Annotated in this window: 9 protein-coding genes; all 9 read right to left on the bottom strand. The window is 45.8% G+C overall.

What is annotated here, in order from left to right:
* Positions 1–6: 6 nt before the first annotated feature.
* Positions 7–1,086, bottom strand: a complete 1,080-nt coding sequence (gene gmd, locus HJG54_RS31605) for a GDP-mannose 4,6-dehydratase (protein WP_316435719.1) — start codon at positions 1,084–1,086, stop codon at positions 7–9.
* 150 nt (positions 1,087–1,236) lie between these two features.
* A complete protein-coding gene (locus HJG54_RS31600; RefSeq protein ID WP_316435718.1) occupies positions 1,237–2,187 on the bottom strand; it encodes a sulfotransferase in 951 nt (316 codons plus the stop codon).
* A gap of 58 nt (positions 2,188–2,245) precedes the next feature.
* Complete coding sequence (locus HJG54_RS31595; RefSeq protein WP_316435717.1) at positions 2,246–3,085, bottom strand: WcbI family polysaccharide biosynthesis putative acetyltransferase; 840 nt, start codon at positions 3,083–3,085, stop codon at positions 2,246–2,248.
* 68 nt (positions 3,086–3,153) lie between these two features.
* Positions 3,154–4,185, bottom strand: coding sequence for a glycosyltransferase family 10 domain-containing protein (locus tag HJG54_RS31590; protein ID WP_316435715.1), 1,032 nt, complete (start codon positions 4,183–4,185; stop codon positions 3,154–3,156).
* 292 nt (positions 4,186–4,477) lie between these two features.
* A complete protein-coding gene (locus HJG54_RS31585; protein ID WP_316435714.1) occupies positions 4,478–7,624 on the bottom strand; it encodes a tetratricopeptide repeat protein in 3,147 nt (1,048 codons plus the stop codon).
* Positions 7,625–7,748: 124 nt separating this feature from the next.
* On the bottom strand, positions 7,749–8,549 hold the full coding sequence (locus HJG54_RS31580; RefSeq protein ID WP_316435713.1) for a sulfotransferase domain-containing protein: 801 nt from the start codon (positions 8,547–8,549) through the stop codon (positions 7,749–7,751).
* A gap of 233 nt (positions 8,550–8,782) precedes the next feature.
* Entirely contained in the window at positions 8,783–14,509 is a 5,727-nt protein-coding gene (locus HJG54_RS31575) for a tetratricopeptide repeat protein (RefSeq protein WP_316435712.1), read from the bottom strand.
* Between the two features lie 465 nt (positions 14,510–14,974).
* The gene (locus tag HJG54_RS31570) at positions 14,975–16,864 is read right to left on the bottom strand and encodes a tetratricopeptide repeat protein (protein WP_316435711.1); all 1,890 of its coding nucleotides are present in this window, start codon (positions 16,862–16,864) and stop codon (positions 14,975–14,977) included.
* A gap of 6 nt (positions 16,865–16,870) precedes the next feature.
* Positions 16,871–18,949 carry a tetratricopeptide repeat protein gene (locus HJG54_RS31565; RefSeq protein WP_316435710.1) on the bottom strand — a complete coding sequence of 693 codons (2,079 nt, stop codon included), beginning with the start codon at positions 18,947–18,949 and terminating at the stop codon, positions 16,871–16,873.
* Positions 18,950–18,953: the final 4 nt, after the last annotated feature.

Genomic DNA, 18,953 nt, shown 5'->3' with positions numbered 1-18,953 from the left:
TAGCCATTAGGCAGATGTAAGAACATTTTGCTGACGCAGAGTAGCCCGGTCTTCAACTAGTTGTGCCACACTGCCATTCAGGGGAACTAAGCCAATTGCTTTCAGGTCAGCTTCCACCATCAGTTGAACTAACTGCTCAAAGGTAACAGAGGGTTCCCAGCCTAGTTTTTGTTTAGCTTTGCTAGGGTCACCAATCAGCAGGTCTACTTCGGCAGGGCGGAGATAGCGCTCGTCAAATTCGACATAGTCTTGCCAGTCGAGGTTGACATAGCCGAAGGCATGATCGAGAAATTCTTTGATCGAATGGGTCTCGCCGGTAGCGATCACGTAATCATCTGGCTGCTCTTGTTGTAGCATGAGCCACATGGCACGGACATAGTCTTTGGCATAGCCCCAGTCGCGTTTGGAGTCTAAATTACCCATGTAGAGTTTTTTCTGTTGTCCAGCAACAATCCGAGCTACGGCACGGGTAATTTTGCGCGTCACGAAGGTTTCACCACGTCGGGGAGATTCGTGATTGAACAGAATGCCGTTGCAGGCAAATAGTCCATAAGATTCGCGGTAGTTGACGGTTTGCCAGTGGGCGTAGACTTTGGCGCAGGCGTAGGGGCTGCGGGGGTAGAAGGGGGTGGTTTCTTTCTGAGGGACTTCTTGAACCAGGCCAAACATCTCGGAGGAGCCAGCTTGGTAGAAACGAACCTGGATGCCGGTGCGCTGCTGGTAGTCGCGAATCGCTTCCAGAAGGCGGAGGGTGCCCATACCTACAGAGTCTACAGTATATTCAGGAGAATCGAAGCTGACGCGGACATGGGATTGGGCACCGAGGTTATAGATTTCGGTGGGCTGGATTTCTTCCAGGAGGCGGCGCAGGGTGGTGCCGTCGGTTAGGTCACCGTAGTGGAGACGAAGATGAGCGTTGGGATCGTGGGGGTCTTCGTAGATGTGATCAATGCGATCGGTGTTGAAGGTGGAGGTGCGACGGATGATGCCGTGGACTTCATAGCCCTGCTCCAATAGAAATTCGCTGAGATAGGAACCGTCTTGGCCAGTAATGCCGGTGATGAGTGCGCGTTTGGGATGAGTCATAGATCCGTTTTATCCTGCCTAGACAACATTTAGCCACTGACAACTAGATATGAGAACCAATTTATAACATCAGGGAACCTCTCCTCGCTATAAGCACAAAAAGCATAAATTACCTATCTAAAGTAAACTACCGTAAATTATGAACATGCATTAATTCATCGGAGCAACCTCTATGCTCTGGTTAGATTTTCTTTGCAACCATTCCACGCGAATCACATCAGCAGAATCAAGCTCCTGAGGACGATGGGTATCAAGTGTCTTTCGCAATTCCTGGTAAGAGTATCCCATCTGAAACAAGGTTTCATGCCCCAGAAATTCCAAATAATCATTAGCAATTTGCCAAGTTTGAGGAGCTTTGAGCAATGAAATCCATTTATCTGAATTTTGTGGATCTGGCCGAGACTTCTGATAAACCAATTTTTGGTCTCCGAATCGCCAGACTGTTGAATTAGTAGTGCCATACTCAATCATTTTCGGAGCAAATTTCAGTTTCATTGCTTGACAAACTCTTTTGAATTCTATCTCTGGTTTGGCAATTAACTTTTCATAATGCAAAACCAGACAATCATCGCCCAATTCTCTGATTCCTTCTAACAATAAACCAGGTGCTTTAACGATGTCATTTTTTAATTGATCCAGATGCAACCAATCACTTTTAACCCAAGTAGCAATAATTGAGCAAAGAACTGCCAAGGGATTCCTAAGCAAAATAATGAACTGAGCTTGTGGAAAGACTTTATAAATTTCTAAAATAATGTAGTAATACCGTGGAGTTTTGTCTAAAAAAAACTTCTTTCCAGTAGATTTTAATACTTGACTATAAAGATCAGCATACATGAAACTCAGATGTTCATAATATGCAGTTTTACCGTCTGGTAGTTGTTGAAAAAAGTTATCCCAGCCAATTCTAGCCAGCTTGGTATTGTATTCCGCTTGAAGATCGTCATAACATAAGGGATATAAAAGTGGTAGCATTATCCAAGGCTCTGATATTGTGTGGATTTGGGGATGGCTCCCCAAAATCTTCTGGGTCAACGTAGAACCAGCTCGAGGTTGAGATATTAGGAAAATTAGGTTTTGGCCTTCCAGTCCTATACTCACAGTTACTACTTTACCTCCGTTGCCCTGATTGCTATTAACCTTAGAATATTAAACATATCTACTTCACTCTATACACCGTATCAAAGTAATTCTTCAGCTCACTTAAATTATCAATCGTATTCATGCCTTGATTTTCATATCTTAGTACCCCAGTTAAAAAATCATGTCTTGAATATACAAAATAGGAATTCAGATCATACCGCAGCCCTAGAACTTGAGCAAAGCGATCGGTTATGGGCTTAAAATGTCCAAATTCCTTATTCCATACCAAATTCGAGGTACTTTGGCAGGCTGCCTTCGATAAGGAAAAGTACTCTTTTATCATCTCAGTTATTTGTAAAGCCAGGTACTCATAAAAAGGCGTAGTGGGATGATACGGATCCCTAAAAAATGGTATATCTCTGTATCTTTCCTTAAAAAAATCTATGAATTTAACATCACCTAACTTCTCAAGTTCTGAGAAGCGATACATGGCATCATTGAATGTGGATCGGATAATATCTTCATCCAGATCGGCTCCACAAAGATAAGGGTCAACTTGCCTTTCTTCATAAATTTTTGGGAAAAACATAACAGCAGCACTGTTAATTCGCTCAAGCTCACGAACATCATTTGGAGGCCAAAAGCCATTAAATCGAACAAAGGGAACTCTGATAATACAACAATCAGATTTAAGAATTGACTTGAGGTTTTCAAGCTTAAATTCCTCGTAGGATTGGATCGGTTGTATGATCAATGCATCACATTGAGAGAATTTTCCTTTTAGCTCATTATAATTTTCTATATTCTCATAAGATAAAATATGTTCAATATTAAATTGATGATCAACTCCTGCTTTTACTAAAGCGTTCTTATAAATCGCACCATGACAGTTTGCAAAAATCAGGATATTTCGCATTTGGCATCTCCTAGTAACTTCATGAATCCAGAGAAAAACTCTGACTAAGCTGAAAGATTCACAAATTGTTAGCCCTCCAGGCAGTGTAGTAACTGACTGAATCGCTCTGAAAATTGCTCTCTCTCTGAAATATATGCAAATGAGTCCGAAAAATGTATAGCCAAATCTTGCAACTCTTGAATATATGCTTGCACAAACTCAGAATTTGGCACAAAGCTATCGATCATATCAAATGCTTCTTTAGGATTGAGGCCATATAGATCAATCCAGGATTTATGCTTAATAATCTTTCTGATTCCATGCTCCGCACCACCTACATACACAGGAATTCCTAAACAGGCATAAGCATCAAATAATTTCTCAGTAACATATGTCTTGTAATAAGTATTTTCAATAGCAGAAATAAATGTGCTAGCTTTATTGAGCTTTACAAGCTTATCAAGATGCCAATCTGGTAGATCCTGCCGAGGTTGCTTAGAATGCCAACCTTTTCCTTCGACCAAATTGTTTTGTCCAGTAAAATTAAGCGCCAGGTCTGTACGGAATTTACTCAATCCCCACGTATTTTGCTCCGGATAGCTTTTGGCATAATTGTCACTCAGTCTCTTTTCTGCAATAAAAGATATTTTGTACGGTGCAGAGTTCCAAACAGTTAAAATATCCTGTTCAGAGTATTTGCTTGCAACCTTGAGAATGGAACAGTAGCGCGTAAAGAAACGGTTATGGGTTGTGAGATAGTAAGGATAACTAGAAAATTCAAAAACATTACTATTATAATGGTTAATTTGGTGAACAGTATAACTTTTGTCAAAACAGGTAATTTCAACTATTCTACGGGTAAAATTTGGTGTCCAAATTGTGTCCCAAACTGGTTCTTCAGAAATCACAACCAGTTTACTTGATGGGTTCTTAGACTTAATTTGGTGAATGAGTTCTTTATCATCATTAAAGTCTTTGATAAAACCAGTAAGAATCACATCAGCCTTAAAAGGATCAGTAGAATAATCAAACCTTTTTTCGAAAATAGAGCGGTAACTTTGATAGGCAAAGGGGGTTCTCTTAGAGTGCTTACCGAATAAATACAACGTCAATTTAGCCATTTAACCTAAAAATCTCCTTTAGAGTACACGATCTGCGCTACCTTAAAACCATCCAGAAATTATCGAATATCCTGCATTCTGAGACGCTCAAAACTATATTCCTCCTTGCTTTTTACTCGCTTTTAGAGCGTGCTCACAAAGGTATAGTTTAGGGCTTCCGTCCGCTTGCATATACGTTAGCACAGCCACTTGGGCTAGTAAGTAACCAATTTCCCTCGAAATATAACTCTACTAACATCAGAAAGCGAGGTTAGTGGAGTAGGGGCAAAGACAGCAACTCCAAAACAGGTTCTTATACAGCTAACTGCTCCACCTTTCTTGCTTCTGTCACCTGTTTTTGTTGCAGCTCTAAAAACAGATTTACAATATCGTGGATAAAACAATCAGGTCCATACAACATCCATAATTGTTTCAGCGCGGCCTGCTTTCTTTGAATAAGTTGTTCATCCTTGGCCATTTCTGCAAGGCGATTTGGAAGAGCTAATATCTCCTCAAGATTTTCTCCGCATGCAACCGTTGCTTCTTCCCATAAAGACTTGTTGCCTGGAGGTTGATAGGTATCAGCTAGAACCACTGGAATAGCTCCATACCCAATCGATTCCCATAGCCTAATCGAGTTCGGTCCAGTACCTGAAGGGCAAAGACTAAACAGGCTGTCAGATAATACAGTCTTGAATTCTTCTGTAGCTTGAGTATTGACCAACTCCTGCTTAGACTTTTGCTTCTGAAAAATTTGATGATCATAGACAACTTTTTGAAAGTGCCAATTATCTCGGCCAACAACCAAACCTCTATGATCTTTGCTGAGGTTATCTATAATCAAATCCCGTGCATTAGTTAGGTACCACTGATTAGCTCTTGCACCAATGAAAGAGTACAGATATTTTCTTTGATTTACCTGCTTAACTTCTGCTTCTGATACCTGTACTGGAAATAGAGGGAAAGGCAATATCTGAACACACTCATTTTGGGGCAATGTGGTCTGTCCCTTGACGGCATGGCTCCAATAAATGTGAGTTATACCCGAATCAATAAACAGATGTTGGTATTTCAACATTAGGATATGTTGACAAACCGTGATCACATATTGATAATTCTTAAGCTCTGCCTGGAAGCTATCTAGTATCGCTTTAAGTTCATTTCCTTTGATAACCCCAGTGTTCAATTGGTCAATTAGCGTTGCCCAAGGGAATGCGAAATAAACTGCACCTTGAGTCTCCGACAGCATCTCGCAAGCTTTCAGAAATGCTTGCTTCTCAGTAATTGCAGGAAACTGCCAATCGCTGTCAAAACCTATCACTGTTTTATTACAAGTGACGCGCTTTGCGGCTAATTTAGCATCCAACAACTTGCTATGTTGACTGTTGATAGCAAAGTCAAATTGTGACTTCTTACTCAAGGAAGTCTTGTTATAGATATCAAAAGGCTCCTTCTTAAGCGAGATCTTCCCATCGATGCTACTCTTAATTAGACACCGCTTTAAAGAATACAGATCTATTGCCTGTAGATTTTGAAAACGTAACTCTTCCGGAACGGTTTTATCAACCTCCAGGTAGTATTTACTTATTTTATCCTGCGACTTTTCGCTTATATCTTTCGAGCTTTGCGCTAGTGAAAAGTTAACCTGAAAAATATTTGCCTTTTTTTCTGCAAATAGACGCCATAAATTCCAATCCCCTGCAAATTTATATCTTCTAAATCCTTTATCAGTGTCTACCGAACGCCACAAACTATTCCTGAAAAAAGTGCCTTCCTGTTGAATAGAATCCCAGTGTCGTCCATCACATAGCCCGTGCTTGATCACCTCTTGATTTACTGGTATTTCGCTAGTTGCAACCGGTACATTGCTGCTGGCAACGAATGTAGTACCAGTTACCCAACGAACCGTTTTTTTATCAAGCTGTTTATCAAGCTCTGCTATAAAAGCGCAAGCGCCGGGTATAAGTATGTCATCCACATTGATCCATGTCATCCAATCGTTAGGTTGCATACTTAGGCTACTAAAACCCTTGAATAAGGCATCATATATACCTTCATCTTCAGCACTTGCATAAGTAAACTCTATTTGTTTACACAAGAGAGGAATAGCGCCTGTTCTGATTCGCTCAGCCCAACGTTCCAGTACTTCAATCGTCCCGTCGGTGGAGCCACCATCCTGAACATGGTAACGGATTGAGAAATCTCCAGCCTGTAAAACTACACTGGCAATCGTTCGGTCAATTGTATCAACGACATTATAGGTAGGAGTGACTATAAATATCTTGGTACAAGGTGCATCATTGGACAAAGTTGCTGAGGTAGGTTTAGGCTGAGATGGATGCTTGCCATCTCCGTTAATGGCCAATTCCTGATTTTTCAATTGTGACGTGGTTTTTGCCTGGATTTCTTGCTGTAAGCGATTCAAATGTTGTTCTAGAGATGCTTGTGGATACAGTTCAACCCCTTGCTGACCAATCGCAATCGCTTCATCCAAATTCCCCTGCTGGTGGACTAACTTCAGCAATGTTTCATAGACCCACACTGGCTGCTGAGGATCCAACTCAATCGCTTGACGCAAGCTCAAGATACATCCTGTACTATCGCCAGCTTTCTCCTGCGCTGCTCCTAACTCACAATACAAAACAGTATCGTTAGGATGCTTTTCAACTGCCGCTTGATAAGTTGCAATTGCACTGTCAAATTTCTGTTGTTTTGAGAAAGCATAGCCCAACTCAATGTAGGTTTCAGCAGAATTAGAACCTAGGCAAATGGCTTCCTCAAGTGCAGTAGCCGCGTTGTTCCATTCTTCTAGCTGTAGTAAGGCTCTAGCCAGATTCCTGTAAGACCATACATACGACGAGTTGAGTTCAATAGCTTTACGATAAGCAGTCACTGCCGCCTGATAGTTGCCTTGCAGTAAGAAATTATCTCCTTGGTCATGGTAATAGATAAATTGACCAGACTCTAGCTCAATTGCCTTTTGATAGTGTAGCTCTGATGCTGCAAAACGTTTTTGTCTGGTCAAAACTCGTCCAAGACAGCAATGTGCTTCTGCTAATTGAGGAGCCAAATCAACAGCCCTTTGCAAGAAATCAGCAGCTTCCTTAATACTGTCTTGATATAAGAGCGCTTTACCTAAATTGCAGAACAACCAAGGGTCATCAAACTCACTATCAAGCACTTGACGATAGAAGGTTTCAGCCTGCTTATAATTGCCTTGCAGCATAAAAACATTCGCCATTTGGTAGCGGTATACCGCTTTCTCAGGCTCTAATTTAACAGCTTTTTGATAGTGCTTGAGTGCTTCCTCGTAGTTCAATCGCGCTTGACAAACCTTTCCCCATAGGGCATAGGCTTCTGCACTGCCGGGTTCTGCTGTAGTAGCTTGTTGAGACAGAAGATATGCCTCGTCCAAATTTCCTTGGCTATACGCAGCGTAAGCTTCAGCTAAGTAATTCATAGTTCAGGATTTAGCAAGACGTGAGCAGGATTTCTAAATTTTGACAAACTCTAGAGCTGAGAATTAGTTGTTAAAACCTGATTGAATTACTCTTGTTAAAATCTGTTTTTTAATAGGTTCTAGATTAAGTCAATTCGTATCGATACTTAATCAGCACATCTTCCAGCAATTCGCTCAAAATCTCTATCGTTGCTGGTTTTAATTTCTCTTTGTAATCACCAGGTGTCACTTTACGTATATGCAAGTCAACATTCTCTCGATTCGGAAAAATATCGTGCCGTTTTGCAATTTCTGTGATTACAGACTCTTCCATTTCCAAACCTAGAAAAGCCAAGATCTCGCCAATCCACTGATGCTTAGCAAAAATAATATCCTCATAACGGAAAAGCTTAAGATTCTCATCCTCAATTCGAGCATAAGCTCTGAAAATATCAGCAAATCGCTCAGCATTCTCTAATACATAGCTATCGATATCTACTTCCGATAACTTTTGCCGCAACTGCGCTAGCTGATCGCCCATTGCACCCTGAGGTAAAGGATGGCTCTTCTTCATTGAGAAATAATGAGACACCAGAATATCCCTCGGATCCCGAACTAGCAGAATTTTCTTAAAATCCTTGATGTCAAAATTATTCAGATAGGGTGGAAAATAGCGAAATCCGTAGTAGCAGTATCCTTGTTCAACAAACAGTTCGCAGATATCCTCACCAAACCTACCTTCCTCAATTCCTTCCTTAAAAGCAGTTTTAGCAATGCTAATAGCGGGAATCTCAAGATATTGGCAGATATCCTCCATCACATTGTCTTGCAACACACTGCCAGATTTTGGAATAGCAAAGACAAAAAAGCTAGCCACATTAGCTGGAGAAGCAATCTCTAGCTTAATCTCCTGTTGATCCTGTGTATAAATCACCCTTTGCATCATCTCAACCTATCTACAGAACATTGATTCTTGAAACCTTGACTGAACAAAAGCAAGCTATCCTATCATATTTATTGTGTAGTCTTTGCTTGTTCATTTAGATGTAAGTTTTGCCAACCCAAGAATAAACATTTATCTACCTAATCTCTTAAATACAATTAGACATTAGATGATATAGATGTAGCAGTGACATAACTCACAATCATCCTACTAGACACATAACAACATTACACAAACTACGAATTCGAGCAAACTTCAAACTCAATCTTTTCAATCAAAAGACCTAACTTTCGTTGACTTTCATCGATTTGATAATCGCTTATCTTCAACGTGAACCTATTCACCCCTTGTTCAAGCAAGACTGTCAACGACAACACATTTCTTCGCTTGATATCAGAACAAGGAACTTGCTCCTGCAGACATAGCTGTCCATTTCTCCAAATTTCCAGATGCTGATCCGGAGAAATATTGCGGCAATTGATCACAAGACTTCCCTGTTGAGACTTAGAAGAGATCACTACAAATTCCCCTTCAGGCCACAGCAACCACTGACTAGGACTTTCTAGCTCAAGCTGAGGATAAGGCGGTTCCATACCACTAAACCCTGTCAGTGCGTGACCCGTAACGCCTGAACCCGAGATTACACTATGCAAAGTCTGCCCATTGTCACCCATCACGACTGTCGGTTGGTCCAGCTCTGGCAGATGGGCCGCAAACTTACTTGCCGGATTGAGCTGGAGTAGATTCAGCCAACCGCTCTGGTCCAACGCCACCATAAAGCTGTGATAGCTTGCCTGGAACGAAAAAGTAGTGGCAATGTAAATGGGCGCTAGAGCACTCAAGAGCTGACGTTGCTCCTGATCCCCATACAGTTCTGCAATTACCGCTGCTAGCGCTTCAGGTGTTCGTTTAATAGCCACTCGACCCGTTATTCCATCTGTAATCGCCTCTTTGATACCCCCCAACGCATAGCCCACTGCAGGCGTACCGCAAGCCGCTGCCTCAATAAAGGTTTGGCCAAACGCCTCCTCCTGGGAAGGGCCAACAAACAAATCAGCCGCGCTGTAATAGCAAGCTAACAACAGGGGATGGCTGACATAGCCAGCACTGTGAACTTCTACGCCTTCCACAATCGAAGCCCCATAACCAAAGCTGACCACCATTACATTATCGAGTGCAGCAATCTTAAGCGCTTCCACTAAGAATCTGAACCCTTTGCGCTCATCTTCAATCGACTGACTACCCGTTAAAATAATGAACTTGTCTTCCGGTAAACCCAATTGCCGGCGACACTCTTGGCGATCCCGCGGATAGAAAGTTTTCAGATCCAGCCCATAGTGAATGGTTTGAAACTTATGATCTAGCTCAACTACAGCTTGTCGAGGTTGATAATTGAAAAACGCATATCTAGCCCAATTGGTAGTCCAATAACTATCACCCAACACCAAAAGCCGATCACAGTTACGCACTAGAGTATGTTTACGTTTAAAAGCATCCTTGATTTTGTCCGGCGCTAGGCGGGGATATTCGTTACTGGTCGGGCAGGCAGCATCACAGGTCACCATGTATTTTTCGCAGGTTCCCACATAGCCACAGCGTCCAGTCAGCAACCACTGGTCATGCATGATGAAAACCGTATAGAAATGGCTAGCCAACAGTTCCAACACATCCAGCGGCTGTTCCATGTTGTGTAGATTACCAACCACCACCAGATCGGGGTTCACCGCAGCCACCAGTTGAAACACATCCTCAGCCGTGCAGCTCACTGGCGTCAACGACCAATCCAGCGTACCCGCAATCGGGATCACCTCATGGCCAGCTAAAGCAAACGCCTGACCCATGCGAGAATGGGCAATTCCCGCTCCTCCCAATGTGCCCACATCATTCACAAGGGCAATCCGCAACCGACTGCGGTTAGCTTGGGAAGCACCTTGAGAACGTGAGCAGTTAAACCGGAGCCGCAGGGAATCAGCAGTCTGTCGCAACTCCGGCTCATATTTATCCACTTCGCTAGTTTTTTGCGCTGCATGCATCCGGTACTGAGCAATCGGATGTCCAATCACATACAGCCTTGCCCCTTGGGCAGCGAATCGTGTCCACAGCTCATAGTCCATACTGTAGAACAATGATTCATCTACATATCCACCAGCCCGCTCCCAAATCGAGCGGGTAAACATCACCTCAGGCTGATAGAAAAACTTTCCTTTCAGCCAACAGCGATCCAGATCCAGCAAATCATCGAGAGGCAGCAGACCATCTACACAGGATGTAAGATGCTGTTCAATTTCAATTCCATCCCGAAATAATTGACAAACTCCCGCGACTACATCTGCACCACTCGTGTAAAACGCCAGGGCCATCGCGTACAGCGCATCTGGAGCCAAGCGATCATCACTATTGAGCCAAGTCAGAATTTCTCCTGTTGCCTGTTGAAAACCCTTATTGAGCGCATTGCTCTGTCCTTGATCCGGTTCACTGATCACATAGGAAAAATGGTCTCGGTACTGATTCACAACCTGCATCGTGCTATCAGTAGAACCACCATCTATCAAGATATGTTCTACGTTGGGATAATTTTGGTGAATTACCGAAAGGATGGTTTCTTCAATATATTCTCCCTGGTTGAAGGAAGGGGTAATGATTGAAATTTTCGGCCAGGGTTGGCCATTGGGTAGAGTGGGTGGTACAGGACGGGGATCTGCTCCATAAGGCCAGGGTTTAACAGACTGGTTCTCCTTTGCCTGAGTTGACATTTCATAGACAACGGCTGTTTGGTTCAACTTAGCTCGAATGTCAACCGTATGAGGAGCAAATTTAAGGGCAGTATTGTAGGCAGCAATCGCTGCTTCTAGGTTTTGAGCAGCGGCGTAGGCATCTCCTAATTTCGTGTACACCGATGAGTGGGGTGGAGAGAGTTTTCCATCTTCATCGGTTACCGGCTTGAGAGCAGCAGAGCGCAAAGCAACATTTGCACCGGGAGCACTCACAGCTCCATTAGAATGGGTCAATCCACCTGTCTGTTTCAACTCCAACAGCAGTTGATTGAGGCGCTGCTCAATTTGACTCAACGAAGAAATAAATTGGTGTATTGTTTCTGATGCGATGTAGGACAAACTCGGGGAAACTTCAAGGCTCAGAACGCTGAAGTAGCTGCGTAGCGTTGCTGCCAATAAAGGACGAGACGGAATGCAGACATCAACTCGGTCAGCAATCACAGCATTGTGGTCAAAACCCTGCTGGTGGTTCCAAAACCAGGCAAGACGCAAGCCGGCAAAGCTTTGTTGCTCCAAGCTCTCAATGGCAGCATATTCTTGCTGTAAGTCCACAACTAGCAGAACGGCATCAAAATTATCCAGGTCAATTTGGTTTAGATGGGTACAGAAAGTTAGAGAATAATGCTCAGTCTCAATTGCTTGCAGCGTGTTCAAGGTTCCTACCGGTTGATCTGGCTGGTGCCAAACCAAAACTCGCCGGCGTGGTCGATTCAAGAAGATTTCGAGCCTCCTGCAAATTGCTTGTTTGCGATCGGGTGAAGCAGCAATGGTATGGTAGCGCTCAGTTACTTGCAGCAGTTCTCTGACGGAGGAAATTTGATCTGCTGTTTTTTGAGATGGATGATTCCTGAAGCAAGCCAACGGCCAACTTACGACCTCTAGATGAGCATCAGTTTGAGCAAACCGCATCCAGAGGTCATAGTCCATTGCATAATGTAATGACTCATCCAAAGCTCCACCAACCTGTTCCCAGATGCGGCGGGTAAAAATGACCTCAGGCTGAAAGAAAAAATGACCGGTTGTCCATAAGCGAGCTATGTCTGCTAAATGCTGAACTGTAAAATTCTGCGTCTTAGTTCTGGGTTTTCGCACTGCTACAATCTGGTGATCTCGATACATGAGGCAAATTCCGGCCATTACATCCCAACGCCGTTGCAGATAGGTGAGCGCTGCGATATGTAATGCCCCAGGGCCGAGTAGATCATCACTGTTGATCCAGGTCATCAACTCGCCGCTTCCTCGCTGAAACCCTTTATTCAGCGCATTTGCTTGACCGTGATCGGGTTCAATTACAATCTGGGTTACTTGATCTTTGTAGCGTTCCAGAACGCTGACTGTATTATCAGTCGAACCACCATCTACAATAATGTATTCTAAATTACTGTAATTTTGATTCAGAATCGAAAGAATCGTCTCCTCAATGTAGGCACCTTGGTTGAGAGAAGGGGTAACAATCGTAATTTTAGGCCAAGCAACGCCTTGCGGTTTCAGTGCTTCAAAAATTGATTTAAGGTGGCTAAACGGGCAAAAAGGCCATAGCTTACCTTGCTGTTGAGGCCAACGAATTAAATCTCCTCCACTGTCACCAATTTGATCGACTTTACTGAAACAAGCATTTGCTTCTTTGATCTTTCCTTCAACAATTCGCTGTATCCCATCGTTGAAATGCGAAGCACCAACCTTACTCTGAACCCATTCCTCTTGGGGTTGCAACGCCAACACCTGATTATAAGAATCGATCGCCTCATCCCAACGCTCTAACTTCGCCAACACCTCACCCAGGTTGTAGTGCGACCAGGGAAAGTCTGGATTTAGCTTGATCGCCTGTTGATACGCCTGAGCCGCCGCCGCCCATTGCTCTAACTGCCGCAAGGCATCGCCCAGGTTGTTATGCGACCAGGAAAAATTAGGCTCCTGCTCGATGGCCTGCCGATACGCCTCAACCGCCGCGTCCCACTGCTGGGATTGCAGCAAAGCATCACCCAACTGATGATAGCCCTGTCCGCTTGGTTGCAACTGCACGGCTTGGCGATAGTGGGGAATTGCGGCCTCGTGCTGCTCCTGCCGACACAGGGCCTCAGCGATGTGAACGTGGGCATCGGCGCAGGTTGGATCTTGCTGCACCGCCCATTGGTAGCAGGCCAAAGCCGATTCAATGTGATCCTGCTGCCAAAACAGTTGCCCAAATCGACACAACTCCACCGCAGTTGCCAAGGTTGGTTGCAGAGAAAGTGCCTGGAAGTAGCTAACTTGAGCCGCCTCTAGCTGACCGGTCCGCTCTAGCACTTTTGCCAAACCCCAGTGGGCTGGAGCTAGCTTGGCATCCAGGGCAATCGCCTGCCGATAGTAGGATATAGCTTGGTCCCACTGCTGCTGTTGCCGACAAGTATCGCCCAAGCGACAAAAATTAGCGGCGGAGCCGGGTTGAGTCGAGGCGGATTGAACGCCTGAGTCGTTTGGGTGCTGCTGGGGCTGGGCTGCTTGCATTTGAACAGCAGCTTTACCCGTATTGTTGTTAATAATCGCCTCAAGCTGTTGCTGAGCTTCTACCAGAGATGGATCTAGTTTCAACGCCTGCCGATAGCAAACAATCGCTGGCTTGATCTGCCGATGAGCAACCAGAATTTGCCCAAGCTGGAAATGGTCTGAGGCCGCAACCTGCTGAGGCTGGTGCAAAAATGCTTTATAGATTGCGTTAATCACCGCATCCGATTGACGAATCTGAGTCCACACCCGCTCGATATTCACAGCAATATCCGTCAAGTTGGGGTTGAGGGCCACAGCCCGCCGATAACAGACCAATGACTTTAACCACTGCTGTTGTTGAGCATAGAGGGATCCCAAGTTAGCATAGACTTCAGCCGCTGTGGGTTCCAGCTCTAGCGCTTTTTTGTAGAGTGTTTCCGCTTCAGCAAATTGGCCTAGCCGCTGTAGCCCATCGCCCCAAAGTTTGTAGGCTTTAGCAGAGGGGTGGGACTGAATCGACAGGCGGCAATAGTCAATCGCCATCTTGATCTGCCCATGCTGAAGTAGATCAATAGCAAGCTGCTGAAACGCCTCTGCCGATAGCACCGCATGAGGATCGGTGCCATTTTGCGGAGCCTGAGATGAAATCGATGCAGACGCTACATCTGCAGTAGATACCGCAGTAGACGAAGGAACACTGGCCGTAGTGTCATCGGAAATCATGAACGCACCTAAAGAATTCTGCTTGAGTTAACGGGTGAGTTGATTCCAGGCTGGCGGCAAGTCAGTGATGATTCAATCCTTGCCATTTGGCTGTAGAAAAATGCTCCAGTAAGTAGGTCAATCTGATTAAACAGTAGATGCAGTTCGGGCATCTTGCTCGCGCCAGCGAGACGCTTGCACTACGGATCTTCAAATCAATGATGTTGATCTACTTAAAACCCTTTAGTTAAAGCTGAGGCAGAATATTTGAATTGATAGCAGGAAGACCAATGGTAAAAATTTCTGGACGTTGAAATGGGAGTTGACAGAAACCATCACAATCCTGCAATTAGAGCATTAAAAACTTGGCAAAAACAATAAAATCACAGAGCGCTACTTTTAATTTTCTAGTCAGATTCCTCATATCAGGAAGAATATCTGACAATTTGTCACCCATATCATGTCAATTGAATCACAGCAATTGAGTCACAGCAGCGTAAACGTTGGTTCCGTCGTACTATCTATCTTCGCAGCTTCTTGAACTTTCACTGGTGTATGCGAAGTTGGTTGAGAATTGGAGCGCTGCCGCTGTTTTTGCAACTGCTCCCGCTGAATCAATACATCGCCAAATTCCAGATAGTATTGCGTTTGATCAGGAGCCAACTCCATCGCCTGTTGATAGACAGCCACGGCAGCATCCCACTGCTCCAATCTGGCCAAGGCTTTGCCCAGGCCAGCCTGAATTTGAGCGCTCCTGGGGTTGCGTTCGGCGGCTTGACGATAGCAGAGAATTGCTTCTTGCCACTTGCCCTGCTGACACAGCCCTTCGGCCATGTGGTGATAGGAGCGGGCCACAATCGCGCGCTGGCAATACTCCAACTGGGTCAGAGCATGTTGAAACACCGCATAGCCTTGAGCGCCATTCAGATTGAGCTGGGTGACGCGCTGATAGGTAGCGCTGGCTTCTTCCCATGCTTCTAAGGCCACCAAAGCCCGACCTAAGCCGGCTAAAAGTTGAGGATTGTTAGAATCCTGCTCCACTGCTTGGCGATGGCATTTTAATGCCTCTTGCCATTTTCCTTGTTTGCCTAGAACAATGCCCAGATTATGGTGAGCTTCGGCAAAATTGGGATCAAAGCTGATGGCTTGAGTAAACGACAGGATCGCCTCCCTGAGTTTGCCTTGCTCGGTGAGCGCCGTTCCTAGTCGCCAATGTTCGCGGGCGGTACCCCAATCGGGTTCGAGTTGCAGGGCTTGATACCAGCAGTTCGTTGCCTGCTCCTGATTGCCCAACTTTTGCCACAGCTCACCCATTGCCCAGTAGGCTCCGGCAAACTTTGGGTTGAGGCTGATCGCCTGTTTATAGCACTCGATCGCTTTGGTGAATTCCTGCTGCTCGCTATAGACGCTGGCCAAGTAGGCATACACCTCTGCCTGTTTGGGTTGGAGTCGCAGAGCTTGGCTGTAGGAGCGCTTGGCGTCATCAAGACGGCCTTTACCCTGATAGGACTGCCCCAGCATATAAAAGGCTTCTGCTGTCTTGGGTCCCATCAACTGAATCGCCTGTTCGCAGGCAGTAATTGCCGCATCCCAATTCTGGATCCGACAGTGAGCTTTGCCCTGCTGCAAATAAAAGGCGGCTTCTTCAAACCAAGGCAAAGGTTGCTCTTCCTCAGTTTCAGCCTCATCCAAACTCGCTTCAGCTTCAATCTCACTATGATTCTGCGCTGGATTCGCCGTGGCATTCGCTTCCAGGGTATTGGCTGTTGCTGTTAGAGCTGTTAATTCAATTGCTCGTCGATAGCAGACAGCCGCTTCTTCTAAATTCCCCTGACTACTCAGGGCTTGGGCTAGATGCTGATAGGCTTCTACCGAGGTGGGATCAAGTTGCAGCGCGTTGCGATAGATGGTAATTGCCGCATCGAGTTGGCCTTGCTGAAGCAATAAATTGCCTTGCTGGAGCAACTCCCGACTTGCGTGTTCAGCATCTGAAGCCGCCAAATTAGGCAACAGCACTAACCGCTCTGCCGTTTTGATCGCAACAGCAGCTTCGGCTTGGCTGGCGGACTGGCTGGCGGATTGGAAGTGATCTGTAGCAGAAACTGAGGCTCCATTAGAAGAAGGCAAATTGAGCGGCTCCGCTTGGGTAGAGGGCAAGTAGAGGGTTTTAGCAGTAGGGGCAGACTCCAAATGGATCCTGTCGGGGATTTTGTCGTTCATATTCAGTTGCGGGGGTTGATTAGCAAGCAAAAAGTTGATTTTGGTGAGATAATGCTGGACTTGATTCAACATAATCACGGGCGGTAGATGAACTAGCAACGAGTTGCTCGGTGGACGCAATTGGCGTCGGGGTAGGGGTTTGGGGGAAATTCGCATGGCGGACTAGGCAGATGTCTTTTTGACAATAAGCTGATACTGCTGATGCACGATTTCAACCTGAGAACGAACTGAATCTAGGAATGCATCCACACCAAGCTTGGTGTTTTGGCCAGGATATTCCGGGTCACTCCATTCGTAATCATCGAACAGCATTAGTCCACCTAGTTTGAGTAAGGACCAAGAGAGGACTCCATCTTGCTTGACTTGCTCAGCCCAGTGGCAGCCGTCGATGTAAATAAAATCGTAGGATGCTGGTTCTAGCGTTGCTAACAGATCCTGAGAATGGCCGACCAGTTTGATGATTTTTTCAGGCGAGCCGGTTTTGGCAATATTCGTATCAAAATTCTCTTGAAAGTAAGGATCAATGCAGGTGAGCCGAGCTGCCGGATGAGTAAGGATATAGTCCAGTAGCCAACAGGCCGACATACCTTCAAAACTGCCGATCTCCAGCGCATTCACCTTGGCATTCACAAACCGTTGCAACTGCTCGGTCAAGACCGGAATATTGTGGCTGAACCAGTCCCGCGTGAAGCTGTAACCCTTCGTCACCACATGCTGCCAACCCTTCAGGGCTAACCCTTGCCGGTGCACAGTAGCCGCCTCAGACATTTCACCTTGTTCGGCCAGATGGTTAGCAAGCTGGGTATACAGCCAGCTATTGTGGGGTTTCTTTTGAATCGCTTGCCGTAGCTCGTTCATCCAGCGATGCAACTGCTCGCGCTTAGACCAGCCCTGCTCTACCTCACTGTACAGGTCGCTGTGGTTCGGCTCTAGATGCAGCGCCAGTCGATAAAAGAAATAGGCGGCATCCATTTGGTTGATGTCCGAGAGTTTGGCCGCCACTTGCCGGTAGAAGACTGAACTCGGCTGATGGGATTGATGCAACGGATGCGACGGAGAGGACTGATGGGTAGACAGCATTTGCTGATACTGAGCAATTGCCGGTTCGATGTCGTTGGCCACTCGTTTGCGTACTGCGTAACCTAATTTTTGGTATACGCCGTAGAGATCCTCTTGCATTTGGATCACGGCTAAGAAAGTGGCAATGGCATCGTCCCATTTGCCCTGCTGGCTGAAGGCATCGCCCAAGTGCAGGTACGACCAGGGTGAATCCCCCAGTAATTTAATCGCTTGCTGTAATTGAGTCACGGCCTCTTCCGCCTTGCCTAGCTTCAGCAGCGCATAGCCCAAATTGTGATACGACCAACCAAAATCTGGGTTAATTTTGAGGCCATTGTAGTAGGCGGCTGCCGCTTCTTCCCAGCGGTTTAGCTTCAACAGGAGGGTGGCCAGGGTATGGTGGGCCGCAAACGACGTGGGACTCAGCTCCACCGCCCGTTGGCAATAGTCAATTGCTGCTTGCGTATCGTTTTGTCCTTCTGCCACTTTGCACAACCCGTAGTAAGAATCAGCATGATCAGGATGAATAGTAAGCGCCTGCTGATAGGCAGCGGCAGCCTCCTGCCAGCATTCGCGACTGGTCAAAGCCACGGCTAAGTTGTAGTAAGTTTGGTGCAGGTTTGGGTCTAGCTCAATACTGCGGCGATAACAATCCAACGCCTGCTCAAAGCGATTTACCTCCAGCAGCAAATTGCCTAACTTGAGCTGATTGCGAGCCGTGGCCCAATCTGGTCTCAGGGTGACGGCCCGGTAGCGATAGTCTGCCGCCTGTTGCCGCTGTCCGGCCTGGGTGTAGAGGTTGGCCAGGTGTTTACAGGCAATGGCAAAGTCCGGATCAATCTGCACCGCCTGTTCGTAGTAGGCAATGGCCTGCTGCCACTGCTGCTGTCGGGTGCAGAGCCGTCCCAAGTTAGCGTAGATCACGGCTGGATTGGGCTGCGGTTCGCGGGCTGTCGTATGCCAAAAAATCGCTTCTTGAAACCGTCCCAACCCCTGGAGCAGATTGCCCAACATCTGACAGACGGCAGCTAACTGCGAACCATCCTTGCCATCCTGGAGAGCTTGTTCACAGGCCACAATCGCTCCGCTTAGTTGCGATAGCGGGGCAGGAAACAGGGGCGCATCAAGTGCAGGTGCGATAGGGATCGTGGAATCGCTGGTGAAAGCATGAAGATCAGACATGGGC

Origin of the sequence: Leptolyngbya sp. NK1-12 (assembly GCF_032598965.1) — a bacterium.
Taxonomy (GTDB): Bacteria; Cyanobacteriota; Cyanobacteriia; order Elainellales; family Elainellaceae; genus Elainella.
The sequence above is the reverse complement of the archived record's forward strand: the minus strand, read 5'-3'. Positions and strand labels throughout refer to the sequence as shown.